General features: G+C 71.2%; 19 protein-coding genes. 15 read left to right on the top strand and 4 right to left on the bottom strand.

From position 1 onward, the window contains the following. Positions 1-2: 2 nt before the first annotated feature. On the top strand, positions 3-698 hold the full coding sequence (locus ACIPTO_RS05430) for a DUF6215 domain-containing protein (protein ID WP_401189577.1): 696 nt from the start codon (positions 3-5) through the stop codon (positions 696-698). A gap of 19 nt (positions 699-717) precedes the next feature. On the opposite strand, the gene ACIPTO_RS05425 is transcribed toward ACIPTO_RS05430, so the two are convergent. Next, positions 718-1,251, bottom strand: a complete 534-nt coding sequence (locus tag ACIPTO_RS05425; RefSeq protein ID WP_366312609.1) for a TerD family protein — start codon at positions 1,249-1,251, stop codon at positions 718-720. Between the two features lie 155 nt (positions 1,252-1,406). Here ACIPTO_RS05425 and ACIPTO_RS05420 point away from each other — a divergent pair, with 155 nt between their 5' ends. The 3 genes from ACIPTO_RS05420 (at position 1,407) to ACIPTO_RS05410 (ending at position 3,777) form a co-directional block, all read left to right on the top strand. Then, entirely contained in the window at positions 1,407-2,012 is a 606-nt protein-coding gene (locus ACIPTO_RS05420; protein WP_266773220.1) for a YdbC family protein, read from the top strand. A 178-nt stretch (positions 2,013-2,190) separates the two neighbouring features. Continuing rightward, positions 2,191-2,850, top strand: coding sequence for a histidine phosphatase family protein (locus ACIPTO_RS05415; RefSeq protein WP_366312607.1), 660 nt, complete (start codon positions 2,191-2,193; stop codon positions 2,848-2,850). 12 nt (positions 2,851-2,862) lie between these two features. Continuing rightward, the gene (locus ACIPTO_RS05410; RefSeq protein WP_401189575.1) at positions 2,863-3,777 is read left to right on the top strand and encodes an ADP-ribosylglycohydrolase family protein; all 915 of its coding nucleotides are present in this window, start codon (positions 2,863-2,865) and stop codon (positions 3,775-3,777) included. 214 nt (positions 3,778-3,991) lie between these two features. Here the strand turns inward: ACIPTO_RS05410 and ACIPTO_RS05405 are convergent, their stop codons facing one another. Beyond that, on the bottom strand, positions 3,992-5,539 hold the full coding sequence (locus ACIPTO_RS05405) for an MFS transporter (RefSeq protein WP_401189573.1): 1,548 nt from the start codon (positions 5,537-5,539) through the stop codon (positions 3,992-3,994). A 190-nt stretch (positions 5,540-5,729) separates the two neighbouring features. Between ACIPTO_RS05405 and ACIPTO_RS05400 the strand changes: the two genes are divergently transcribed. The 3 genes from ACIPTO_RS05400 to ACIPTO_RS05390 all read left to right on the top strand — a co-directional run bounded on the left by ACIPTO_RS05400 (position 5,730) and on the right by ACIPTO_RS05390 (position 7,847). Next, a complete protein-coding gene (locus ACIPTO_RS05400; RefSeq protein ID WP_366312601.1) occupies positions 5,730-6,353 on the top strand; it encodes a TetR/AcrR family transcriptional regulator in 624 nt (207 codons plus the stop codon). 82 nt (positions 6,354-6,435) lie between these two features. Further along, on the top strand, positions 6,436-7,137 hold the full coding sequence (locus ACIPTO_RS05395; RefSeq protein WP_366312599.1) for a ribonuclease HII: 702 nt from the start codon (positions 6,436-6,438) through the stop codon (positions 7,135-7,137). A 68-nt stretch (positions 7,138-7,205) separates the two neighbouring features. Then, complete coding sequence (locus ACIPTO_RS05390; RefSeq protein ID WP_401189571.1) at positions 7,206-7,847, top strand: hypothetical protein; 642 nt, start codon at positions 7,206-7,208, stop codon at positions 7,845-7,847. A 226-nt stretch (positions 7,848-8,073) separates the two neighbouring features. On the opposite strand, the gene ACIPTO_RS05385 is transcribed toward ACIPTO_RS05390, so the two are convergent. Further along, complete coding sequence (locus ACIPTO_RS05385) at positions 8,074-8,709, bottom strand: hypothetical protein (protein WP_266773231.1); 636 nt, start codon at positions 8,707-8,709, stop codon at positions 8,074-8,076. A 368-nt stretch (positions 8,710-9,077) separates the two neighbouring features. On the opposite strand from ACIPTO_RS05385, the gene ACIPTO_RS05380 reads away from it, so the two are divergent. The 8 genes from ACIPTO_RS05380 to ACIPTO_RS05345 all read left to right on the top strand — a co-directional run bounded on the left by ACIPTO_RS05380 (position 9,078) and on the right by ACIPTO_RS05345 (position 23,173). Beyond that, entirely contained in the window at positions 9,078-11,237 is a 2,160-nt protein-coding gene (locus ACIPTO_RS05380; protein ID WP_401189569.1) for a RecQ family ATP-dependent DNA helicase, read from the top strand. Between the two features lie 279 nt (positions 11,238-11,516). Further along, positions 11,517-13,130, top strand: coding sequence for a DUF4192 domain-containing protein (locus ACIPTO_RS05375; protein ID WP_401189567.1), 1,614 nt, complete (start codon positions 11,517-11,519; stop codon positions 13,128-13,130). Positions 13,131-13,720: 590 nt separating this feature from the next. Next, positions 13,721-15,682: a glycogen debranching N-terminal domain-containing protein gene (locus ACIPTO_RS05370; RefSeq protein WP_401189566.1), complete on the top strand. Its 1,962-nt coding sequence runs from the start codon at positions 13,721-13,723 to the stop codon at positions 15,680-15,682. Between the two features lie 131 nt (positions 15,683-15,813). Beyond that, a complete protein-coding gene (locus ACIPTO_RS05365; protein ID WP_266773238.1) occupies positions 15,814-16,572 on the top strand; it encodes an NUDIX hydrolase in 759 nt (252 codons plus the stop codon). Between the two features lie 91 nt (positions 16,573-16,663). Next, positions 16,664-19,159: an ATP-binding cassette domain-containing protein gene (locus tag ACIPTO_RS05360; RefSeq protein ID WP_401189564.1), complete on the top strand. Its 2,496-nt coding sequence runs from the start codon at positions 16,664-16,666 to the stop codon at positions 19,157-19,159. Positions 19,160-19,321: 162 nt separating this feature from the next. Next, on the top strand, positions 19,322-20,209 hold the full coding sequence (locus ACIPTO_RS05355) for an FCD domain-containing protein (protein ID WP_328828279.1): 888 nt from the start codon (positions 19,322-19,324) through the stop codon (positions 20,207-20,209). A gap of 427 nt (positions 20,210-20,636) precedes the next feature. Then, positions 20,637-22,181 (top strand): RNA polymerase sigma factor, encoded by a 1,545-nt coding sequence (locus ACIPTO_RS05350; RefSeq protein ID WP_401189561.1) that lies wholly within the window; start codon positions 20,637-20,639, stop codon positions 22,179-22,181. Positions 22,182-22,315: 134 nt separating this feature from the next. Continuing rightward, positions 22,316-23,173, top strand: coding sequence for a S1 family peptidase (locus ACIPTO_RS05345; RefSeq protein WP_401189560.1), 858 nt, complete (start codon positions 22,316-22,318; stop codon positions 23,171-23,173). Between the two features lie 134 nt (positions 23,174-23,307). Here ACIPTO_RS05345 and ACIPTO_RS05340 read toward each other — a convergent pair whose 3' ends face one another. Continuing rightward, positions 23,308-23,541 (bottom strand): hypothetical protein, encoded by a 234-nt coding sequence (locus ACIPTO_RS05340; RefSeq protein WP_033283991.1) that lies wholly within the window; start codon positions 23,539-23,541, stop codon positions 23,308-23,310. Positions 23,542-23,546 lie beyond the last annotated feature (5 nt).

Raw genomic sequence — 23,546 nt, 5'->3', positions numbered from 1 at the left:
GCATGGTCGACAATTCAGTCGAGCCCGAAAAAGGTATGAGGGCGGGGGCCCAGGCAGTCGCGGCGGTGGTCGTGGTGGGGGGTGTCGTGGGCGGAATGTGGGGACTCGGGGGAGTCCTGCCGAACACGTCACAGACAGACAGCAAGCCGGCGACCTGCTCGGCGAGCACGGACAAGTCCCTGCCGGCGAAGTACGTCTCGCCGGCGCAACTCTGCACGGCACTGAACCGCTCGGACCTTCCGGTGCTCCTGGGGACCCCGGAAGAGCACGCGGAGACCGCCGGGGGCAGCGCGGGCTGGATGACACTGGCGGGCGGAACCAAGATCGCCAGTCCTGAGGCCGATGTCGACCTGAAGACGTACTCCGTGCGGCTGTCGGCGTCGTACGACGACATTCCCGTCGCCCAGGCGGCCCGGTACGTGGACTCGTCCTCGGAGGTGAAGATGGTCCTGGGGCACCCGGCCGTCCTCTACTCGGACCGGACCATCGCCATCAGCTTCAGTCTCGGCGGAGGCAAGGCCAGTACGGGCCCCGGGGGCATCGCCCGCAGCCTGCTGGTCGCCCGGAGCGCGAAGGACGGCGGCGACTCCTTCGAGATATCCATCTGGCGTCAGGACGACGTGCCGCCCGACGACGAGGCGCTGTTCCGCATCGCCGAGGAGGTGCTGCCGACGGTCCCGGGCTGGACCGCCGGCTGACGAGCCGTCCGCGGCGGGCTCAGGGCTGCTGCGCGTGGCCCATCGTCCTGGTGAAGGTCGCGGGGTCGTCCTCGAAGCCTCGGATGCCGGGATGGAAGTCCCAGCTTCCGGAGTCGTCGCGGACGAACTCCCCGACCGTCGCCGCCGTGGCACCCAGGACGTCACCGAAGTCGTCCTCGGTGAGGACGGTGTATCCCTCGCGGATGCGCACCTTCGGGTTGAGCACATTGACGAACGTGCGGTGCGCGACCCGTTGTTGGATGACGACACCGACCACCACGCGCGCGTACCGCTCGGAGAGCCGGTCGAGCTCCAGTGTCATGACCTCGTCCCAGCCGAAGCCCTTGCCGTCCTTGCTGTCCCGGTTGAGATAGATGGTTCCGTCGGGGGAGCGGCTGTCGAAGTGCACCGCGTACGCGGGAGCACCGTACAGATCGCCCGCCACATACGTGGTGGCAACGATGTCCAGATCGACGGGCGGCTGCCCGGTCGGACTCGGATCCCACTGAAGACCGACTTCGGCCTTGCGGATCCCCTTGCTGAGGCCGTTCACCACAGTTCCCCTTCCCCGTGCGCCTCGAACGCGCGCCCCAACTGCCGGGCGATCAGCGTGCGTTGTCCATCGTGCCACGCGCGCGGGGGCGTATGCGCCGACGATCTCAGCCGGAGCGTGACCGGCGCCACGCTCCGTGGCCTTACGATGGCGCGGTGCTGGTCAAGTGGATTCGCTGCACCGTGGTGGACCGCCGCGGCTTCGAGCGCGGGCAGCGGAAGTGGGCGGGGCTTCTGGGGGAGCCGGGATTTCGGGGACAGGGGGGAGGCTGGAGCAGAGCGCGGCCAGGAGTGGCACACATCTTCGCGTTCTGGGAAAGCCGTGCCTTCTACGACTCCTTCATGGCCCGATCCCACGACCGGCTGGCGTCGGCCCAGGTGGGCACCTTCAAGGACGCGCAGGCCAAGCTGTTCGACCACCGCTTCGACGTGAAGACGGGCTTCGAGCCGCGCTTCACCGACGCGGACCTGGTGCGGGTGGCCCTGTGCCGTGTCCACGAGGAGCGCGCCGAGCACTTCACGCTGATGCAGGAGAAGGTCTGGAACCCGGCGATGGCCGGTTCCCCCGGCATGCTCCGCGGGCTGTTCGGCGAGGCCCCGGGGCACGAGTTCATGGTGCTGTCCATGTGGCAGTCGGCCGCGGAGCACGGCAAGTACCGCACCGAGCGGGTCGAGCGGCTCGCCCTGCGCGCCCAGATCGAGGCGGACATCGATTCCCTCACCGGAGACATCGTGCAACTGGAACCGTCCTGGACGGTTTGAAATCCCAACGGACACCACATGCGTCCCGCTCTGTGAACCAACATCACTGACGTCACCGGCGTCCCCGTGTGTGAATCGTGCGCCCCTATGTGGTCCATCGGACCCAATTCGTGTGACCTACGCCGTATGGAGCCCGTACGAGTGCTCGATATGCCGTCACTCGATCTAGGGTTTTGGCATGGCACGACCACGGCGCATCGTCCTTGTCCGGCACGGCGAGTCAACGGGCAATGTTGATGACACCGTGTACGAGCGTGAACCCGACCACTCCCTGGCGCTGACCGACCAGGGCTGGCTCCAGGCGGAGGAGACCGGCAAGCGGCTGCGGGAGGTGTTCGGCCGCGAGCGCGTCAGCGTGTACGTCTCCCCGTACCGCCGTACGCACGAGACCTTCCGCGCCTTCCATCTCGATCCCGACCTCGTCCGCGTACGCGAGGAACCCCGGCTGCGTGAGCAGGACTGGGGGAACTGGCAGGACCGGGACGACGTACGCCTCCAGAAGGCCTACCGGGACGCCTATGGGCACTTCTTCTACCGCTTCGCCCAGGGCGAGTCCGGCGCCGACGTCTACGACCGGGTCGGCGGCTTCCTGGAGAGCCTGTACCGCAGCTTCGAGGCCCCCGACCACCCGCCGAACGTGCTCCTGGTGACACACGGCCTGGCGATGCGGCTGTTCTGCATGCGCTGGTTTCACTGGACGGTCGCGGAGTTCGAGTCGCTGTCGAACCCGGGGAACGCCGAGATGCGGATGCTCGTCCTCGGGGAGGACGGCCGGTACGCAATGGACCGGCCGTTCGACAGCTGGCGGGACCCGGAGCCGTACGGGATCACCGGATAGGGTGACCCACCGATGACTTCCGACTCCTCTCCCGACTCCTCTGCCGGGCGCCTGGATCGCGCCCTTGCCAGCCTGCGTGGACTCGCCGTGGGCGACGCGCTCGGCTCCCAGTTCTTCGTCCCCGCCAACTACCCGCTCCTCAAGCGCCGTGAACTGCCCCCAGATCCCTGGCAGTGGACCGACGACACGGAGATGGCCTGTTCCGTCGTCGCCGTCCTGGCCGCCCACCGCCGCATCGACCAGGACGCCCTGGCGCGTTCCTTCGCCGAGCGCCACGACTTCGACCGCGGCTACGGCCCGGCGGTCAACCGGCTGCTGCGCCTCGTCCGTGAAGGCGGCGACTGGCGTGAACTGTCCGCCGCTCTCTTCGACGGACGGGGATCGTGGGGCAACGGCGCGGCTATGCGCATCGCACCCCTGGGCGCCTGGTACGCCGACGACCCCGAGCAGGCCACCCACCAAGCGGAGATCTCGGCCTACCCCACGCACCAGCACCGCGAGGCCGTGGTCGGCGCCATGGCCGTCGCCGCGGCCGCCGCGCTGGCCGCGGCCCCGGGCGGCCCGCCCAGCGCCGAGGCACTCCTCGACGGCGTCATCGCACTCGTCCCGAAGAGCGCCGTCGGCGCGGGCCTGCGCCGCGCCCGGGACATGCTCGACTACGCCGATCCGGGCACCGTCGCGGCCGTCCTGGGCTGCGGACGCCGCACGTCCGCTCACGACACGGTGCCCTTCGCGCTCTGGTCGGCAGCCCGCTCTCTCGGCGACTATGAGCGGGCGTTCTGGGACACCGCCCGGGTCGGCGGAGACGTCGACACCACCTGCGCCATCGTGGGCGGCGTGATCGCCGGCGCGCAGGCGGGGGCACCGCCCGCCGGATGGCTGGAGCGGACGGAGGCGCTGCCGGACTGGGTCCGGGCGTCGGTCTGACGTCCTGAACTCCCGGCCCGGGCAGCGCCGCCCGCGTCGAGTCGAAACTCTCCGTGCTTTTCGGGAACTCTCCGTGACGGCCCGCCCGTTGTCGTGTCAGTGACCCTGCGAGACATGGGTCCGCGCAGGCGGGACGCGACAGGTGTGGGGGGCGGTCATGAGGTGGTTTTCGCCGGTGCCGGTCTGCCGGGCCCCTCTCGGGCCCGGCGGCCGGTCAGCCCGCCCCCATGCCCGCCTTGCCCGCGAGGGCTTCGAGGTCGCTCTTGCGCACCCGGATCACGAACCAGGCGGTGACCAGGGCGAGCGCCGCCATCGCGGCGGCCGGGACAAAGGCCGTCGAGATGCCGTGCGCGAGCACCTCGTTGCCCCAAGGTGCAGGCAGCCGGTGCGTCTTGGCGAACTCCGCCTTCTGCTGCGCCGTTCCATCGGTCAGGAACTTCGGAAGCTGCTTCTTCAGCTCGTCCCTGCTGGCCGAGCCGAACACGGTGGTCAGGATGGACAGGCCCAGCGAACCACCCACCTGCTGCGTCGTGTTGAGCAGTGCGGAGGCCGCGCCCGCCTCGTGTGGAGGGACGCCGGAGACGGCGGTCACCGTCAGGGTCACGAAGTTCAGGCCCATACCGAAGGCGAACACCAGCATCGGGCCCAGCACACCGCCCACGTACGAGCTGTCCGGCCTGATGAAGCTCTCCCAGATCAGCCCGATCACCGTGAGCGTCGAGCCGATCAGCATGAGCGGCCGCGGCCCGAGCACCGGCAGGAACCGCTGGGACAGACCGGCGCCGGCCCCGATCGCCACGGTCAGCGGCAGAAAGGCGAGACCCGCCTGGATCGGGCTGTACTCCAGCACGTTCTGCACGAAGAGCACGATGTAGAAGAACATGCCGAACATCGCGGCGGTCAGGGTGAGCATGATCACGTACGTGCCCGACCGATTGCGGTCGGCGAACATCTTGAGCGGGGTGATCGGCTCCTTGGCCCGGGACTCGATGAGCCCGAAGGCCAGCAGAAGGACGACGGCGGCGGCGAAGGACCCGATGGTCACACCGTTGCCCCACCCCTCGTCCGCCGCGTGGATGAAGCCGAAGACGAGGGTCGCCATGCCCGCCGTCGAGGTCAGCGCGCCCGCGATGTCGAACCGGCCGGTGATGCGTTCGGACTCGCTGATGTACACCGGTGCGAGTACGGCGATCAGCACGCCGATCGGGACGTTGACGAAGAGCACCCAGCGCCAGTCGAGCCACTCCGTGAGCATGCCGCCCGCGAGCAGACCGAGCGCGCCGCCGCCCGCCGAGACGGCGGCGAAGACCCCGAACGCCTTGTTCCGCTCCGGGCCTTCGGGAAACGTGGTGGTGATGAGGGCCAGCGATGTCGGCGACGCGATCGCGCCACCGGCGCCCTGGAGGACGCGTGCGGCCAGCAACTGCCAGGGTTCCTGGGCGAGTCCGCCGAGCAGCGAGGCGAGCGTGAAGAGCAGGATGCCGGTCATGAAGACCCGGCGGCGGCCGAGGATGTCGCCGGCCCGGCCGCCGAGCAGCAGCAGACCGCCGAAGGTGAGCGTGTAGGCGCTCACGACCCAGGTGAGGTCGGTGGTGCTGAAACCGAGGGCGACTTGAATGTGCGGGAGGGCGATGTTCACAATCGTGCCGTCGAGTACCACCATGAGTTGGCAGGCCGCGATGACTGTGAGCGCGATACCGGGATGCCCCTCCCGACGGGCCGCCCCCGGTTTCGGGGTTTCGATCGACTGAGAGGTTGTCACGGTGGGTCCCCCACAAGTCCGTTAGTGAACGCTGGCGTTCACTGTCGCGACAACGGTAGTGAGTCCCAAACAGTGAACGCAAGCGTTCACTTAAGCCGTCTTCGTGCGGCCCGGACCTCTGGCCGGTGCCGCCTGTCCTGTTCCCGTCCCCCGGACATCCCGTTCACCCCTGCTCGCTGGAGAAACTCAGATGGTTACCTCGGGCGGGACGGCTGCCGCCGTTCCGACGGCCTCCCTCCGCCGCCGCGGCGCCGTGCTCGAACGCGCGATCCTGGACGCCGCGTTGGACCAACTCGGCACGGTCGGATGGAACGCCCTCACGATGGAGGGCGTCGCCGCGGGTGCCCAGACCGGCAAGGCGGCCGTCTACCGGCGCTGGTCGTCCAAGGAGGACCTCGTCGCGGACGCGCTGCAGGCGGGGCTGCCGGGCCTGAGCGATGCGCCCGACCTCGGGACCGTGCGAGAGGACCTGCTGGCGTTGTGCGTGCAGGCGCGCGACGCGATGTATTCGCGACCCGGGTACGCCCTGCGCTCCGTGATTCACGAATGCGACACCGCGCAGGCGGAGCGCTTTCACGGTGTGATCTTCGGAGGGGTCGTCGAGCCCACGATCCGACTGCTCGGAGAGGTGATCAGCCGTGGAATCGAGCGGGGCGAGGTCCGCTCCGACGCCTCCAACAGCTATGTCCTGGACGCCATCCCGGCGATGATGATGTACCGCTCGAAGATGTGCGGCAGCGAATGGCCCGACGGTGACATCGAGGAAATGATCGACCGGTTGATGCTTCCGCTGCTCCGTCGCGACGGTGCGTGAAGCAGGACGGGGGTGGTCGGGGAGGGGCTCGTGGAAGGCTGGGTGTCGCGGGGGGTTCCGGGCGGCGTAGGCTGATCCCGCCATGCCGTACGAAGCACCCACTCACACCGTCGAGCGCTCACTCCGCGCCACGACCGGGGCCAAGGTCGTCGCCGGCGTCGACGAGGTGGGGCGCGGCGCGTGGGCCGGCCCCGTCACCGTCTGCGCGGCGGTCACCGGACTGCGCCGACCCCCCGAAGGCCTCACCGACTCCAAGCTCATCACGGTCAGACGACGTACCGAACTCGCCGAACGACTCCGCGAGTGGGTCACGGCGTACGCCCTCGGACACGCCTCCCCGGAGGAGATCGACGACCTCGGGATGACGGCCGCGCTGCGGCTCGCCGCGGTGCGTGCCCTGGAGGCCTTGCCGGTTCGCCCCGACGCGGTCATCCTCGACGGTAAGCACGATTACCTGGGGGCCCCTTGGCGGGTTCGTACGGTGATCAAGGGCGACCAGTCGTGTGTGGCGGTCGCGGCCGCGTCCGTCATCGCCAAGGTTCAGCGCGACAAAATGATGGCCGAACTGGGCATCGACCATGCAGACTTCGCTTTCGCGGCCAACGCCGGGTATCCCTCTCCCGTGCACAAGGCCGCACTGGAGGAGCGGGGCCCCACCCCGTACCACCGGTTGTCGTGGGCGTATCTTGATGCGCTGCCCCAGTGGCGGCACCTCAAGAAGGCCCGCAGTTGGGCGGAGGGAAACGTTCCGGAGATCGAGGGCCAGCTCGGCTTCGACTTCTGACCGTTCCGCTCGCACTCATGTGCCACCCGCTGCCGCAAGCCGCATCAGCGTTTGATAAAAATCAGCTCATGCCTCTCATTCCCGAGGAGCCTCAGATTCACGAGAGTGCCCAGGGTCCCAGCGCCACTCCGGCCAGCAGCCGTGTCGCGCCGACCCCCCGCCCTGTTCCCGGTCCCCGCCCCGCGGCTCCGTCGCGTCCCGGACGTCCCGGCCCCCTGCGGCCGACGGCGCCGGCGCAACGTACGCCGCGCGACGTGGCCGCGGCCAAGCCCGGACCCTCGGGTCCGGCTGTTCCCGCCTCCTCCGGCACCGCTGTGGCGACCCCGCAGATCCAGCTGATCCCGGCCTCGGCCGAGGGCGCGCTGGACGCTGTCGAGGAAGCCGTTGACCTGCTCCTGGAGTCGGGCCGTGCCCCCGGTGACGTGCTGGTGATCACCACCGGCGAACCGCACCCGTGGGCAGCCCACGAACTGTCCTTCGGTGAAGCCTCCTACTGGGCGCAGCACGACGCGCGCGACGACGTCTTCTACGCGGACGCCGCGGCCGTGGGCCGGGCAGCGTCCCGTCCCGTCGTCGTGGTCGCCGTCAACGGTGGCTCCGCCGCCGTTGCCACCACCGCCCTGCCCCTGGCCCTCGGCCGGGCCGGCACCCTGCTGATCGTCTGCGGTGACCCGCAGCGGATCAACTCGGTGCTGGGCGCGGGCGTCTGAGCCTTCCGGGACCTCCCGGGAGGCTTGAGGACGGCGACGGCGGCCGGGTGAGCGCCGTCGCGGCGGTCTGTGCACGGTGAGGCCTTCGGCGTGCGCGGAATTCGGCGAAGCGTGCCCTCCGTGGGGGCGCGTCGCGACGAAAACGTAGACGAGCCTCTCAGGGGCCGTCGGCTCGCCGTCCGGGCGTACCGCCGTACGGTCCGGGCGCGAGGCCCGGACCGGGGTTTCAGCGGGCCGCGGCGCGGCGCAGGACCTCCGAGGCGGCGCCGCCGGTGCGGGGCAGCAGGGGCGGTACCTCGGACATGGCGAAAGGTTCCGGCGCGGAGTCCGCGCTGGGCCGTCGGCCGCCGCGCCCCTCGCCCAGCACCTGCCAGCCGTCACGTGTCAGCGTGATGTAGGCCCCGCAGCGCAGCCCGTGCAGCGTGCACGCGTCCCGAAGTCCCCACATCCACGCACCGTCCTCCTCCGTCCAACGCGCGTCGCCCTCACGGCAGTAGAGCAGCACGGCCGTACGTACCGGGGTCCGGCGGCGCAGATCGTGCGGGATGACACGGCGCAGCTGCGCGAGCAGCGCGTTGCGGAACATCCAGCCGTCGGCCGGGGCGGACCGCCGGACGAACGAGGCGCTCGCGAGCAGCCGCTCGTCCGGGTCGAGGACAGCCACGACCGCGGTCGCCGGTCTCGGCCGGTGCCGGGAGTGCAGCCCGCTGACGACCTCCCGGGGATTGCGCAGCAACGGGATTCCGGCGGCAGCCCATTCGGAGGGCTCGAGCAGACGGGCCAGGGGGTTGGCGGAAGCGGCGGACAGGTCGGCAGACGTCGACATGGATGCCGCGGAGGACGGAGCGAATCCGAAGGTCACGGTCCTCCCTTCGGCTACGCGCCCACACTGCGGGCGGGGTCGGATTCGGGGGAGCGCACACCGCAACGGAGCCCTACCGGATCACGGACGAACCGTGCGGGGAGCGGACTCCAATTCTTCCTGTCGAACTTGGATGCGGCAACGAGCAAATGGGGCCACGGACCCTTATCTGATGGTGTGTGGCTTATATCCCTACCCCATGCGTCACCCGGCGACGCCTGGGACGTGCGGGCACGACACTTTCGTACGCCACAGAGGTGCGGGAGGTCCAGAGTGCGCCGGTGGAACGGGGCGGGGGAAGAGGCCCGCGGGGCCCCGTCACGGCGGGGGATTGGGCCGTTGTCAGTGGCGTGCGGTTGCATGGGGGTATGAGCAACCAGGAGCTGCGTGCCGAAGCCGACGCCATCCTCGCCGAGCTGGTCGGTGATCCGAGCGGCACGGCGCGGCTCCGCGAGGACCAGTGGCAGGCGGTCGCGGCCCTGGTCGAGGAGCGCCGGCGCGCGCTGGTGGTGCAGCGCACCGGCTGGGGCAAGTCGGCGGTGTACTTCGTCGCCACCGCCCTGCTGCGCCGACGTGGGGCCGGCCCTACGGTGATCATCTCGCCGCTGCTCGCACTGATGCGCAACCAGGTCGAGTCGGCGGCACGCGCCGGAATCCGGGCCCACACCATCAACTCGGCCAACCCCGAGGAGTGGGACACCATCTACGGAGAAGTCGAACGAGGCGAGACCGACGTGCTCCTGGTGAGCCCGGAACGGCTCAATTCCGTCGACTTCCGCGACCAGGTGCTCCCGAAGCTCGCGGCCACGACCGGCCTCCTGGTGGTCGACGAGGCACACTGCATCTCCGACTGGGGACACGACTTCCGCCCCGACTACCGCAGGCTGCGGGCGATGCTGGCCGAACTGCCCGCCGGCGTACCGGTCCTGGCCACCACCGCGACCGCCAACGCGCGAGTGACGGCCGATGTGGCCGAGCAACTGGGCACCGGCGCCGGAGAGGCCCTGGTGCTGCGCGGTCCGCTGGAACGGGAGAGCCTGCGGCTGGGAGTGGTCCAACTGCCGGACGCCGCCCACCGTCTGGCGTGGCTCGCCGAGCACCTGGACGAACTGACCGGCTCCGGAATCATCTACACCCTCACCGTGGCCGCCGCCGAGGAAGCCACCGCCTTCCTGCGCCAGCGCGGCTTCAAGGTCGCCTCGTACACCGGGAAGACGGAGAACGCCGACCGGCTGCAGGCCGAGATCGACCTCCAGGAGAACCGCGTCAAGGCCCTCGTCGCGACCTCCGCCCTCGGCATGGGTTACGACAAGCCGGACCTGGGCTTCGTGGTCCACCTCGGCTCGCCGTCCTCGCCGATCGCCTACTACCAGCAGGTGGGCCGCGCGGGTCGCGGTGTCGCCCACGCCGATGTGCTGCTCCTTCCCGGCCGCGAGGACGAGGCCATCTGGCGCTACTTCGCGGATACGGCCTTCCCGCCCGAGACGCAGGTCCGCCAGACCCTCTCGGCCCTGGCCGACGCGGGACGCCCGCTGTCCGTGCCCGCCCTGGAGACGGCGGTCGACCTACGGCGCAGCCGCCTGGAGACGATGCTGAAGGTCCTGGACGTCGACGGCGCGGTCAAGCGCGTGAAGGGCGGCTGGACGGCCACGGGCGCCGAGTGGATGTACGACGCCGAGCGGTACACCTGGGTGGCCAAGCAACGGGCGGCCGAGCAACAGGCCATGCGCGACTACGTGAGCACGTCCCAGTGCCGGATGGAGTTCCTGCGCCGGCAGCTGGACGACGAAGGGGCGGTGCCCTGCGGCCGGTGCGACAACTGTGCGGGGGCCTGGATCGACTCATCGGTCTCCTCTGAGACGTTGACAGGGGCGACGAAGGAACTGGACCGCCCGGGTGTGGAGGTCGAGCCGCGCCGCATGTGGCCGACCGGCATGGCCGCGCTGGGCGTCGACCTCAAGGGCCGGATCCCGGCCAAGGACCAGTGCTCCACAGGGCGTGCCCTGGGGCGGCTCTCTGACATCGGCTGGGGCAACCGCCTGCGCCCGCTGCTCGCGGAGAGCGCGCCGGACGGCCCGGTCCCCGACGACGTCCTGAATGCCGCGGTGGCCGTCCTCGCCGACTGGGCACGCTCGCCCGGCGGTTGGGCACCGAATGTCACGGAGGCCTCGCCCCGGCCCGTTGGCGTCGTGGCCGTGCCGTCGCTGGCCCGTCCGCAACTGGTCTGTTCCCTCGCCCAGGGCATCGCGACCATCGGCCGCCTCCCCCTTCTGGGCACCCTGACGTACACCGGACCGGACGGCACGCACGCGGCACGCCGGAGCAACTCCGCCCAGCGTCTCAGGGCACTGTCCGACGCCTTCGCCGTCTCAGGGGAACTGGCCGCCGCCCTGGCCGCCTCTCCCGGCCCCGTCCTGCTCGTGGACGACTACACCGACTCCGGCTGGACCCTCGCGGTCGCCGCGCGTCTGCTCCGTCAGGCGGGCGCCGCACAGGTTCTTCCGCTGGTACTCGCTGCGGCGAGCTGAGTTTTCTCCTCGGGCTCTTGGCACCGCTGGATTCGGTTTGGGGTGATGTCGACCTGCGGGCGCGGTCATGGAGAGAGGCCGACCCCTCGGCGGCGACGACCGTCACTGAAGCGCCCCGGTCGTCGCTTGCTCGTGGGGTGATCGCGCGCTCACCGAGGCGATCCGGATCTCCCGCTCACAGGGCCCGACTTGGCCGCGCCGACACCCATGTGGCCTGTCCCTGACCGGACTTATCCACAGGCCGAAGCGGAACTTTGCGATCCGCGAGATCGTCATCGCATGACGAACCACAGCGAAACGACCGGATCCTCCGAAAACGGCGACATCGGCCCCACCGCGTACGACCGGCACAGCAGCCCCGAACACCAGCTCACCCTGCGCAGCCCCGCCGAACTCGCCGACGCCCTGCCCTATCTGCTCGGATACCGCCCAGAGGACAGCATCGTCCTCGTCGCCCTGCACGACCGGGCGGGCCGGGGCCGGTTCGGGGGCAGGGCCCGACTCGGCATTCCCACCAGCGCGGACGACTGGGCCTCCGTGGCACGCCAGTTGGCCCACGGCCTGGTGACCGGCAGCGAGCGCCGAGGGACCCGGCCCGAGCAGATGATCGCCTACGTCTGTCAGGAACCGGCGCCGGGAGAGTCGGGGCGCCAGGTCATGGAGCGCCTGCGCCCACTCGTCCAGAAGCTGCGCACCGAGTGCGGTCGGCTCGACGTGACGGTGATCGAGGCACTCTGCATCTCGGACGGCCGCTTCTGGTCGTACTGCTGCTCGGGCAAGGGATGTTGCCCGGTCGACGGCTCCCCGATGGGCCTGCCCGGCACATCCGTACTGGCCGCCGCGGCGACCTACGCGGGACTCCAAGTGCGCGGCACACTGCGCGAGTTGCGGGCGAGGCTGTTGCCGTGGGAGACGGCCGCCGCACTGCAACAGGAAGTCGCACTGGACGCCGCCGGCATGACCCTGGTCCCGAAGCTCTTCGAGGACGCCAGCCGGGCGGAGGTCGCGGAGGACACCCTGGACCTCGCCCGGCGGATCATGAAGCGGTTCGCCCTGGCACCGCGTGTGACCGGTGTGCTCCACTCGGACTTCCGCGACGATGCCCTGCTCGCCCACGACGAAGCCGCCCACCTGATCCTCGGCCTCCAGGACCGTACGACCCGGGACCGCGCCGCCGCATGGATGGAGGGCGACGACGCGCTCCCTGCCCTGCGCCTCTGGCGCGCACTGGCCCGCCGCTGCGTCGGACCGTACGGCGAACACGCCGCGGCTCCTCTCACGCTCGCCGGCTGGGTCGCCTGGTCGACCGGCGACGACCTGGAGGCCAGGGAGGCCCTGGCCATGGCACTGGGCGCGGACCCCGAATACCTCTTCGCCCGCCTCCTCCACCAGGCCTGCAACGAGGGCCTCGACCCGGAGTCCATCCGGCGGTGCCTGCGGGCGGAACGGGTGGAGCGCGCGGAGGGGACGGAGGGCGCAGAGGTACCGGGCGCGGAAGGGGCGACGCGAACGGGAGAGGCGCCTGCCGACCCGGAGGCCGCTGACAGTCCCGTAGGACAGGGCACGAGCACCCCCGCCGAAGCTCCGACACCGGCGGCCCCACCCACGGCCCCATCAAAGGCTTCACCCACGGCGTCACCCACCCCCTCCCGCCGTCGGCACCGCGCGCGTACCCCCGACCTCGATGGAGTCTCCGGCCGCCTCCGCCCCTCGGGCACGGACAGCCGCCGATCCGGTTGGACGGACGGGTCCCGTCCGCGCACCCCGGCGCAGGGCACCGCACGCCCCGGCGGAACACGTGCGCGCACCTCTGGGAAGGGCGGCTCACGACGCTACGACACCTGCACCGAGGGGGCGCAGCCGGAGGTCAACGGCATGGAGGGGGAGAGGTGATCGCGGCTCGGGAGGGTGAAGGGCGGCACCGCAGGTCCAGGGGTCGGCTCGGCGTGATCGGAGCTTGGCTGTGCCGATCGACCGGGGGCCGGGTCGGCGGCCGACGGCACCGGCGCGCCGAGACCAACCGCTCGGCCCTTCCCCTGCGCCGCCATTCGGTCGGCTTCGCGGGCCGGGGGCGTGACCACGAGGAGCCCGGTTCCGTTCACCTGGGTGGCGGAACGCCTGAACGGGCGGTGTCGCCGGACGGTCCGTGTTCGCTCGGAACCGTCCCTCTCGGAACCGTCCGTCCGGCGCCGAACACCTCTGCGGCGCACAGAGCGCAGAAGAAGCCGCCCATGCACCAGCCGACGCCGCCCTCGGCCGACGACGACCGCCGTGACGTCGATCCCCCCGTGCCACGCCCGAGCCGGGGCGCCAGTTCATCGTCGGCGTACCCGGCCACGGCCGATCCCGGCCATCCACCGCACCCCTCCCACCGGCCGCCCGAAGGCTGGACGCCCGGCCGCAACCGGCGTCCATCCCCGTCACCGCGGCAGCTCGCACCACTCTCCTCATCTCAAGGCTCGCTCCCGAACCCCTCTCGCCCGATGCCCCGCCGTTCCCTCGAACTGCCGCCCACCCACGCCACCCTGATCTGCGTGGCGCTCCCCGGCCTCGCCGTTTCCACCGAGCAAGGCCAGCTGAACGGCCAGGGGCTTGAAGGGTTCTACCGCGCGGGTCGGCGCGTACTCTCCCGGTGTCAGCTGCGGGTGGCCGGACGGGAACCGCTGGCGGTGCAGGCGCGGATGACGGCGGCCGACCGCGCCCGTTTCGTGGGGACTGTGCGGGTGTCCCCGGACTGCGGCCCGGACCCGGACCTCCTCGTCGAGCGGACCCGGCACGCCGACGGCACGGAGCGCATCACGTTGCGCAGCCTGTCCCGGCGCCCGTTGCGCCTGCCGGTCGAGGTGGCACTCGGCACCGACATGGCCGACCTGGGCGCCATCGCCGCAGGCAACACGGGACCCGAACTGCCCGCCAGCGTCCACGACTCCGGCCTGCGCTGGTCCGGTGCCACCGGCAGTTCAGCCGTCACAGCCGACCCACCGCCCGCCGACGCACTGGCCTCCGCGGGACTCCTGCGCTGGGAGTTCGAACTGCCACCGGGCGGCACGGCGAGCGTGGAGCTCCGGGTACGGCCGGACCGCGCGGGACCGGTCCGGGCCGTGGGCCGCGGAGCGAACAGCCCCCTCTCCACCGCATGCGCGACCGGTGACGACCCCAGAGTCCACGCGCTCCTGCGGACCAGCGTCGAAGACCTCCAGGCACTGCTGCTGCGCGACCCCGCGCACCCCTCCGACAGCCATCTCGCGGCAGGGGCGCCTTGGCGCTGCGGACTGGCCCCCGCGGAGTCACTCACAGCGGCACGGATGACGCTGCCCCTCGGCACCCGCCTGGCCGCAGGCACGTTGCGGACCCTCGCCTGTACTCAACTCCACGGTGCGGGAGCACAGTTGGGGATGATCCCCGGACCGCGTCGCGATGCCGGCGCCCATCTGCCGCCGAGTTGCACCGGGACAGAGGCGACCCTGCTCTTCCCGGTGCTGCTCGCGGAGGCCCGCCGCTGGGGACTGCCGGAGCAGGAGACGCAGGAGCTGCTGCCGGCGGCCGAGCGCTGCCTGACCTGGCTGCGGACCACCGTGGGCGACGGCACCTACCTGCACGATCCGCACCCCGGCGGGCCGGTCCGCTGTGAGACGCAGGCCCACGCCCACCGGGCAGCACTGCTCGGCGCGGATCTGCTCGACGCGTACGGCAGACCCGGCGGCACGGAACTCCGGCAGTGGGCCCAGGAGTTGCGCACCGCCTTCCACGCGGAGTTCTGGATCGGGGATCCGGGCGGCGGTCGCCCGGCAGCGGCCCGGGCTCCCGACGGACGCCTCGTACCGCACCTCGGCGCGACGACCGCCCACCTCCTCGACACCGGACTCCTGGGCGGCGGCGAGTACGCACCGGGCCTGCTCGACAAGGCACGGGCCGAAAAACTCGCCCGGCTGCTCGGCGGACCGGCCATGGACTCGGGCTGGGGACTGCGTGGCCTGGGCACGAAGGAGCCGGGGTACAGCCCGTTCAGCCACCGGGGCGGAGCCGTGCGGGTGGCGGAGACGGCGATCGCCGTAGCGGGCCTGGCCGTGGCCGGGTACGAGAAGGAGGCGACCTCGCTGCTGCGGGGCGTCCTCGCCGCGGCCGAGACGTTCGGACACCGGCTCCCCGAGATGTACGCGGGGGAGCAGCGCACGGACGGGAGCGCTCCCCTTCCCCACCCGGCGGCCTGCCGCCCCGCAGCCACGGCCGCGGCCGCTGGAGTGCTGCTGCTGAGCACCCTCGTGGGCATCCGCCCCGACGCCCCCGCCCGCACGGTCACACTCCGCCCGATGCGCAGCGCGCCCCTCGGCGAGATCGGCCTGACCGGGCTGCGGATCGCGGGCGCCCCCTTCTCCGTACGGGTCGGCAGGCTCGGCGTCGCCATGGTCGAGGAGGCGGCCGACGGCCTGCAACTGGGAGCGTGACCTCGGGGAAGACGGCGGCGGCCGACGGCCGGAAGCGGAGGAGTAGACCACGCTTCGCACGGCGGTGGATCAGTCCGGGCGGTACCGGCGAAGGGAGTGTTTATCGTCAGGCAGACGACTATGATCGCCGCATGTCCTACGACCCGTCAGCGTATCCGCCCTTCGCCGTCACCGTGGACCTGGTCGTGCTGACCGTGCGCCGCCATGCTCTGTGCGGGCTGGCGGTACGCAGGGGCGAGCCGCCGTTCCAGGGGCGCTGGGCGCTACCAGGCGGTTTCGTGCGGGCCGACGAGGACCTGGCACAGGCCGCGGCCCGCGAACTCGCCGAGGAGACGGGACTGCGCGCCCATGACCCAGGCGCTCCCGCCCAGGACAACGGAGCGCACCTGGAGCAGCTCGCGACCTACGGCGACCCCAAGCGCGACCCGCGGATGCGTGTCGTCAGCGTCGCCCATCTCGCGCTCGCTCCCGACCTGCCCGCACCCCGGGCCGGCGGAGACGCCAGCAACGCGCGGTGGGCGCCCGTCGAAGAGCTGCTGCAGCAGGGAGGGTTCGGCCGCGACGGCGATCCCGTGGCGCCGCTCGCCTTCGACCACACGCAGATCCTGTCCGACGGCGTGGAGCGCGCCCGTTCGAAGATCGAGTACTCGTCCCTGGCCACGGCGTTCTGCCCCACCGAGTTCACCGTCGGCGAGCTGCGCCGCGTCTACGAGGCGGTGTGGGGCGTGGCGCTCGACCCGCGCAACTTCCACCGCAAGGTGACCGGCACGCCCGGGTTCCTCGTCCCGACGGGCGGTACGACGACCCGTCAGGGCGGGCGCCCGGCGCAGTTGTTCCGGGCCGGCGGGGCCACGCTGCTCAACCCGCCGATGCTGCGCCCCGAGGTGTGACGCCGTAGCGCGTCGCGTGCGGCGATCAACCGTTGCGCAGAGGGCCGTTCGGTGCCTGGAAAAACGGACATAGCGCGCTATCTTGCTGTGGGTGATCCAGGCCTTCGGACTGACCAGCAACGCCCGCAAGGAGCATCCGCCCGCCGTCGACGACGTCTCCTTCGAGGCACGTGCGGGCCGCGTCACCGCACTCCTCGGAGCACCGGGCGCGGGCAAGACGGCCGCGCTCAGGCTCATGCTCGAACTCCAACAGGGACGTGGAATCACCTACTTCAGGGGCCGTCCCCTGCACCGCATCGCCCACCCGTCGCGCGAGGTCGGCGTCCTCCTGGGCGATGTGCCGGGTCATCCGGCCCGATCGGTGCGCGGCCATCTCCGGATGCTGTGCGCAGCGGCGGGCGTTCCGGCCCGGCGCGCCGACGAAGTCCTCGAAGTGGTCGGCCTCGTCAGCCTGCGCGACGAACGCCTCGGCAGCCTCGCACGCGGCATGGACCGCCGCCTCGGCCTCGCCTGTGCCCTGCTGTCCGACCCGCACACACTCGTGCTGGACGAACCCACGGACGAACTCTCCGCCCGCGAAAGCCGTTGGCTGCACGGCATGCTGCGCGCGCACGCGGCCCAGGGCGGCACGGTCCTGTTCACCACCGCCGAGCCCAAGGAGGCCGCCCGCTGCGCCGACCGGGTCGTCACTCTGGAGCAGGGCAGACTGGTCGCCGACCAGGAAGCCGGAGAGTTCGCCCGCACCCGGCTGCGCCCCCGCGTCGCCGTCCGCAGCCCGCACGCCGCCCGCCTCGCCGCCCTCCTCACCAAGGAGGCCCGCACGGCACACCGTTCCGTCGAAGTCGTCCGCGAGGACGGCAACCGCCTTTCCGTGTACGGGAGTACATGCGCCGATGTCGGTGAGACCGCGTTCCGGCACGACATCCTCGTACACCAACTCGCCGACGAGATCGGGGACATGGGGCCGGAGGCGGGCGCGACCCACCGAGACGAGCCGCAGTCCGTCAGAGACGAGCCGGAATCCGTCGAGGAGCCGCGGGTGTCGGGCGCCCCGTCGACGACCGAGATCCCAACGGCCCGCGCCAATCCGCCGCTCGCCGAGCCGCCGACAGTACGCAGCGAAACGGCATGTGCCGAGCGGCCAACGCCTCGTACTGACAATCCGCCTGCCGAGCAGCCAATGTCCCGCGCCGACACACCGGTTGCCGAATCCTCGGCCCCCCGCACGGACGGGTCCCTTGCTCAGACGTCAACGCCTCGTGCCGTCAATCCGCTTGCCGAGCCGTCATCGGCCCGTACCGACTCACCGCTTGCCGACCAGTCGGCACCCCGCACGGACACGCCCCCTGCTCAACCGCCGACGCCGCGCGCGAACGTACCGCTTCCCGAACCGCTGACGCGCCCGACCGATGAGCCGCCGCCCGCCGAGATGCCAACCCCGCGCGCGGACACGCCCCTTGCTGAGGTGCCCATGGGGCCCGCGGATGCACCGGCCACCGACATGCGATCGGCCGAGGTCCCGCAGGTCCACGCCGATGCCCCGCAGCAGCCTCACGCCGCCGTGCCGCCGGCCACCACGAGGCCTACCGCGGAGCCGCCCATCGTCAACGAACCGCGAACCGCGGCCGAACCGCACCGGCCGCACGAGGCCTACGCAGCCGCCGTGAGCCCGCCGCCGACGAACTCCCGACTGGTCGCCCTCATCGACCCCGAGGAGTCGGCCGACACCCATCCCCGCGCGCGAGCCGCACGTCCCGCCCCAAGCCTCGCCCTTGACGCCCTTCCCCCGCTCCCGCCCCCCATCTCCGTCCGCTCCGCCCCCAGCCCGCTGCGCCCGCTCCGCTACGAGTTGCGCCGTGCCGCCGGTATCGGCACCGGGTTCCTGACCGGGGCCGCCGTACTCGTCGTGTCCGTGCTCACCGCGCTGTTCCTGGCGCGCGTCGGGCACACCCCGCAGCCGCGTCTGCTGGCCGCGTGGCCCCGGGAGTTGCCCCTGCCGCCCGCGGCGCTCGGCGCGGGGCTGCTCGGGGCGTTTGCCTTCGGAGACGAGTTCCGTCACCCCGCCCTGGCGGCGGACCGCGGCACCGTGCCCCGCCGGATGGGACTGCTCGTCGCGAAGCTCCTCGTCTCCGCGGCCACCGCGCTGGTGCTGGCATTCCTCACGGTGGGCTGCGACGCCGAAGCGCTCTATCTCGTATACGGACGGGAGCTCACGCAAGTTCCCGCGGACTGGCTTTCGATGAGCGCGAGTTGGATCGGCCTGGTCGTGGGATGCGCATGGGCCGGCGTACTGGCCGCCGGCATCTTCCGGTCCACCACGGCAGGGCTCGCCGCGGTGGTCGCCGTACCGATTCTCGTCGTGCCTCTCGTACACAAGGCGTTGGAGGGTCCGGCTGTTCGGACCGCGGAAGGTTTCCCGCTGCGGATGCGAAAGGTGTTCCTGCTGCAGTGGCCTTTCGGGGGCGAGCGCTACCTGTCCGCGGCGGCGCGTGTGATCGCCCAACCCGTAGGCGGGGCACTGGCGTTGTCGCTGACCGCACTGCTCTGCGCGTACCTGCTCACGACCCTGCGACGCGGGGTCCGATGACGACCGTCCGTGTCCGTGGGCTCCCGCTCTGCGCACAACTCCCCGGAGAAAGCCCATTTCTTTCCGATAAGGCGTCAATTGCGACGGGGTGAGCGATCACCCTTTCGTGTGCTTTTCACCAAAGACCTCAAGGGAGTTGGAACCAACGCCGACAAATGATGCGTGAGTACCCTTGCGCACACCATGATGACCGCCGCCCGCTCCGCAGACTCCGGTCTCGCCGGCCCGGGCGAACTCGACCGCTACCCCTATGCCGAGGCGCCCGTCACCGAGCGCCTCGGAGCCCCTTCCTGGGACGGTTCCGACCCCGAGCTGGGCCGCGTGGGCCGGCGTGCCGCGGGCAGCCGCGGACGCGGGCTGCACGGCCAACTCGTCCAGCAGCTCGGTCAGATGATCGTCTCCGGGGATCTGGGCGCCGACCGCCCGCTGGTGCCCGAGGAGATCGGCCAGCGTTTCGAGGTCTCCCGTACCGTCGTCCGTGAATCGCTCCGCGTTCTGGAGGCCAAGGGCCTGGTGAGCGCCCGCCCGAACGTCGGCACGCGCGTGCGTCCCGTCAGTGACTGGAACCTCCTCGACCCCGACATCATCGAGTGGCGCGCCTTCGGCCCGCAGCGCGACAACCAGCGCCGCGAGCTGAGCGAGCTGCGCTGGACGATCGAGCCGCTCGCCGCTCGCCTCGCCGCCGGACACGGGCGCGAGGACATCCAGCAGCGCCTCTCCGACATGGTCGAGATCATGAGCCACGCCCTGGGGCAGGGTGACGCGCTGACCTTCTCCCGCGCGGACGCCGAGTTCCACTCGCTGCTCATCCAGGTCGCGGGCAACCGGATGCTGGAGCACCTTTCCGGAATCGTCTCCTCGGCCCTCCAGGTCTCCGGCGGCCCGGTCACCGGTTGTGACCGCCCTACCGACGCCTCCCTGGGGCACCACGCCCGGATCGTCGACGCCCTTGCCGCCGGCGATGGCGCGGCGGCCGAGGCGGCCATGCGGCAGCTGCTCATCGTGCACCCCGAGGTGGAACGCGTGGTGCCCGCCCCGCGCGAACACTGACGCATGCCGGGTGGCCGGCGCGGCCGAGGTGTGCCGCGCTCCCGTGGCGTCGCCCGGCCGGGGCGCCCGTCTCCCGCCGGACCCCGCAGGATCCTCCAGGGGACCGGCGGGGTCCGGCGGTGCGACGGGGTGCAGGATCTCCTCGAGGAGTGCCGGTCACGGCCACGAGTGACCTCGTCTGCCCGTGTCTGACCGTTTTTGCGCGCTTACGGGGTGTGACTCGGGCCACGCAGATTGGGCGTAACGCTCGCGGGAACTGCGCGATGACCTAAGAGGTGACAGCCGCGGAAGGGAATACGGACGCCGTTCGAGGCGCTGTGATTCTTCCCGGCCCCAGCCCGCGCCGTCGGCCCATCCCCAGTCGGCGGTCGTCGGCTCCTGTCCGTACCGGACGGGGCCGGAAGCCGTTTTCCATCGTTCCGAGAGGTTGTTCGTGTCGGCCAGCACATCCCGTACGCTCCCGCCGGAGATCGCCGAGTCCGTTTCTGTCATGGCGCTCATCGAGCGGGGAAAGGCTGAGGGGCAGATCGCCGGCGATGACGTGCGTCGGGCCTTCGAAGCTGACCAGATTCCGGCCACTCAGTGGAAGAACGTACTGCGCAGCCTCAACCAGATCCTCGAGGAAGAGGGTGTGACGCTGATGGTCAGTGCCGCGGAGCCCAAGCGCACCCGAAAGAGCGTCGCAGCGAAGAGTCCGGCCAAGCGCACCGCCACCAAGACGGTCGCCGCGAAGACGGTGACCGCCAAGAAGGCCACCGCCACCGCCACTCCGGCCGCATCCGTCGCCGACGCTCCCGCCGAGGACGACGCCCAGAAGATCGCCGCCAAGAAGACGGCGCCCGCCAAGAAGACGGTCGCCAAGAAGGTCGCCGCCAAGAAGACGACGGCGGCCGCCAAGAAGACCAGCGCCAAGAAGGACGACGTCGAGCTGATCGACGAAGAGGCGACCGAGGAGACCCCGGGCAAGACCGGGGACGAGCCCGAGGGCGCCGAGAGCGCCGGGTTCGTGCTCTCCGACGAGGACGAGGACGACGCGCCCGCGCAGCAGGTCGCGGCCGCCGGTGCCACCGCCGACCCCGTCAAGGACTACCTGAAGCAGATCGGCAAGGTCCCCCTCCTCAACGCCGAGCAGGAGGTCGAGCTCGCCAAGCGCATCGAGGCCGGCCTGTTCGCCGAGGACAAGCTGGCCAACGCCGACAAGCTCGCTCCCAAGCTCAAGCGCGAGCTGGAGATCATCGCCGAGGACGGCCGCCGCGCCAAGAACCACCTCCTGGAGGCCAACCTCCGTCTGGTGGTCTCCCTGGCCAAGCGCTACACCGGCCGCGGCATGCTCTTCCTGGACCTCATCCAGGAGGGCAACCTCGGTCTGATCCGCGCGGTCGAGAAATTCGACTACACCAAGGGCTACAAATTCTCGACGTACGCCACCTGGTGGATCCGTCAGGCGATCACCCGCGCGATGGCCGACCAGGCCCGCACCATCCGTATCCCGGTGCACATGGTCGAGGTCATCAACAAGCTCGCGCGCGTGCAGCGCCAGATGCTCCAGGACCTGGGCCGCGAGCCCACCCCGGAGGAGCTGGCCAAGGAACTCGACATGACCCCGGAGAAGGTCATCGAGGTCCAGAAGTACGGCCGCGAGCCCATCTCCCTGCACACCCCCCTGGGCGAGGACGGCGACAGCGAGTTCGGTGACCTCATCGAGGACTCCGAGGCCGTCGTCCCGGCCGACGCGGTCAGCTTCACGCTCCTCCAGGAGCAGCTGCACTCCGTCCTGGACACCCTGTCCGAGCGCGAGGCCGGCGTGGTCTCGATGCGCTTCGGTCTCACCGACGGTCAGCCGAAGACCCTCGACGAGATCGGCAAGGTGTACGGGGTCACCCGTGAGCGCATCCGTCAGATCGAGTCCAAGACCATGTCGAAGCTGCGCCACCCGTCGCGTTCGCAGGTGCTGCGCGACTACCTCGACTAGGTCGTAGTCGTACGACCACGGAAGGCCCGGTCCCCCTCTGGGGAGCCGGGCCTTCGTGCTGGCGCGCGGGTGCGGGGTGCGACGCGCTGGATCACTGTGGGTCTCCCATGACCATCCCAGAGTGAGGAACGTGCATGCGTGGTCCCCTTCCCCGGGCGCTGATCGGGCCGCTGCTCCTGGCGGCTGCCGCGTCCGCCATACCGCTGGCCTCCGCCGTCCCCGCGGCCGCGGACAGCATCGTCGTCGGCGGATTCCCGGTCGATGTCTCCGTGAGCCCCTGGACAGTGGCGCTGTCCAGCCGTGACCGGTTCGGGGGTACCCGGGCAGGACAGTTCTGCGGCGCCGCGGCCGTGGACCGGACCACCGTGCTGACCGCGGCCCACTGCATGGCCGACGACGTCCTGGGGGCGCCGCCGCACCGGGCGACCGACCTCAAGGCCATCACGGGCCGCACGGACCTGCTTTCGGACCGGGGCCGTGAGATCGCCGTACGCACCGTGTGGGTCAATCCGGCCTACGACCCCGCCACCAACGCCGGTGACTTCGCCGTGCTCACCCTGGCGGAGCCGCTGCCCCAGAGCTCGGTGATCAAGATGGCTGGGACGGGCGATCCGGCCTACACGCCGGGTACGGCCGCAACGGTCTACGGCTGGGGCGATCTGACCGGCAGCGGTGACTACGCGGGCAGTCTGCACGCCGCAAGCGTGCACGTGCTGCCCGACGCGCGCTGTGAGGAGGCCTATCCGGCCGGTTCCGACGGCACCTACCTCCCCGAGTCCATGCTCTGCGCCGGAGAGGTCCAGGGCGGCCGTGACGCCTGCCAGGGGGACAGCGGGGGACCGCTGGTCGCCCAGGGACGGCTGATCGGGCTCGTGTCGTGGGGCAGCGGGTGCGGGCGGGCCGGGAGTCCCGGCGTCTACACGAGGGTGTCCGACGTCCTGCGGACCCTGGGCGCCAGCCGCGGCTCCCCAGGGCCGCACAGGGGCGCCTGAGGGCGTCTGAGAGGCATCCTCGGGTCGGGTGAGACCCGCGGGTACGAAAGCGGGCGGCCCCGCTCCTGTGGTTCAGGAGCGGGGCCGCCCGTCGCCGGCCTGGGCCGGTGCTGGCTCGTCGTGGACGCGATGTGTCAGCGGTCTTCTTCAGGAGCGCTCGCAGCAGGAGCGGAGGTCAGCCGCTCCGACTCGTCCTGTATCTCAGCGGCGATCTTCTTGAGTTCCGGCTCGAACTTGCGGCCGTGGTGGGCGCAGAAGAGCAGTTCTCCGCCGCTCAGCAGGACGACGCGCAGGTATGCCTGGGCGCCGCAGCGGTCGCAGCGATCGGCGGCCGTCAGTGGGCTCGCGGGGGTCAGAACAGTAGTCACGTCGC

The sequence above is a fragment of the Streptomyces sp. NPDC090083 genome, from assembly GCF_044747445.1.
In the GTDB taxonomy this organism is placed as follows: Bacteria; Actinomycetota; Actinomycetes; order Streptomycetales; family Streptomycetaceae; genus Streptomyces.
This window is presented reverse-complemented; position numbering and strand designations above follow the sequence as displayed.

Bases quoted from the DNA above. Each gene is read 5' to 3' on its own strand.
- ACIPTO_RS05430 (WP_401189577.1), top strand. From the start codon at position 3: ATGGTCGACAATTCAGTCGAGCCCGAAAAAGGTATGAGGGCGGGGGCC.
- ACIPTO_RS05415 (WP_366312607.1), top strand. From the start codon at position 2,191: ATGGCACGACCACGGCGCATCGTCCTTGTCCGGCACGGCGAGTCAACG.
- ACIPTO_RS05410 (WP_401189575.1), top strand. From the start codon at position 2,863: ATGACTTCCGACTCCTCTCCCGACTCCTCTGCCGGGCGCCTGGATCGC.
- ACIPTO_RS05400 (WP_366312601.1), top strand. From the start codon at position 5,730: ATGGTTACCTCGGGCGGGACGGCTGCCGCCGTTCCGACGGCCTCCCTC.
- ACIPTO_RS05395 (WP_366312599.1), top strand. From the start codon at position 6,436: ATGCCGTACGAAGCACCCACTCACACCGTCGAGCGCTCACTCCGCGCC.
- ACIPTO_RS05390 (WP_401189571.1), top strand. From the start codon at position 7,206: ATGCCTCTCATTCCCGAGGAGCCTCAGATTCACGAGAGTGCCCAGGGT.
- ACIPTO_RS05380 (WP_401189569.1), top strand. From the start codon at position 9,078: ATGAGCAACCAGGAGCTGCGTGCCGAAGCCGACGCCATCCTCGCCGAG.
- ACIPTO_RS05375 (WP_401189567.1), top strand. From the start codon at position 11,517: ATGACGAACCACAGCGAAACGACCGGATCCTCCGAAAACGGCGACATC.
- ACIPTO_RS05370 (WP_401189566.1), top strand. From the start codon at position 13,721: ATGCCCCGCCGTTCCCTCGAACTGCCGCCCACCCACGCCACCCTGATC.
- ACIPTO_RS05365 (WP_266773238.1), top strand. From the start codon at position 15,814: ATGTCCTACGACCCGTCAGCGTATCCGCCCTTCGCCGTCACCGTGGAC.
- ACIPTO_RS05345 (WP_401189560.1), top strand. From the start codon at position 22,316: ATGCGTGGTCCCCTTCCCCGGGCGCTGATCGGGCCGCTGCTCCTGGCG.